General features: G+C 70.9%; 1 protein-coding gene. It reads left to right on the forward strand.

Features of this window, described 5'->3' with window-relative positions:
- Positions 1-268, forward strand: a 268-nt coding sequence (gene lepB, locus VR45_RS15325) for a signal peptidase I (RefSeq protein ID WP_045940308.1), incomplete at both ends; no start/stop codon positions are given.

Below are 268 nucleotides of genomic sequence, written 5' to 3' on the forward strand. Positions count from 1 at the left end.
CCGACAACGAGAAGGACCTCATCAAGCGGGTGATCGCGGTCGGCGGCGACACCGTCGAGTGTCGGGAGGGCGGCCCGGTCAAGGTCAACGGCGCGGCGCTGGACGAGCCGTACCTGTACCCGGGCGCGACGCCGTGCGGTGACGCGCCGGTGGGCACGGTGACGGTGCCCAAGGACCACCTGTGGGTGATGGGGGACCACCGCAACGACTCGCGCGACTCGCGCTTCCACGTCAACGAGCCCGGCGGCGGGTTCGTGCCGGTGAAGAA

This window comes from Streptomyces sp. NRRL S-495 (genome assembly GCF_000966955.1).
Classification (GTDB): Bacteria; Actinomycetota; Actinomycetes; order Streptomycetales; family Streptomycetaceae; genus Kitasatospora; species Kitasatospora purpeofusca.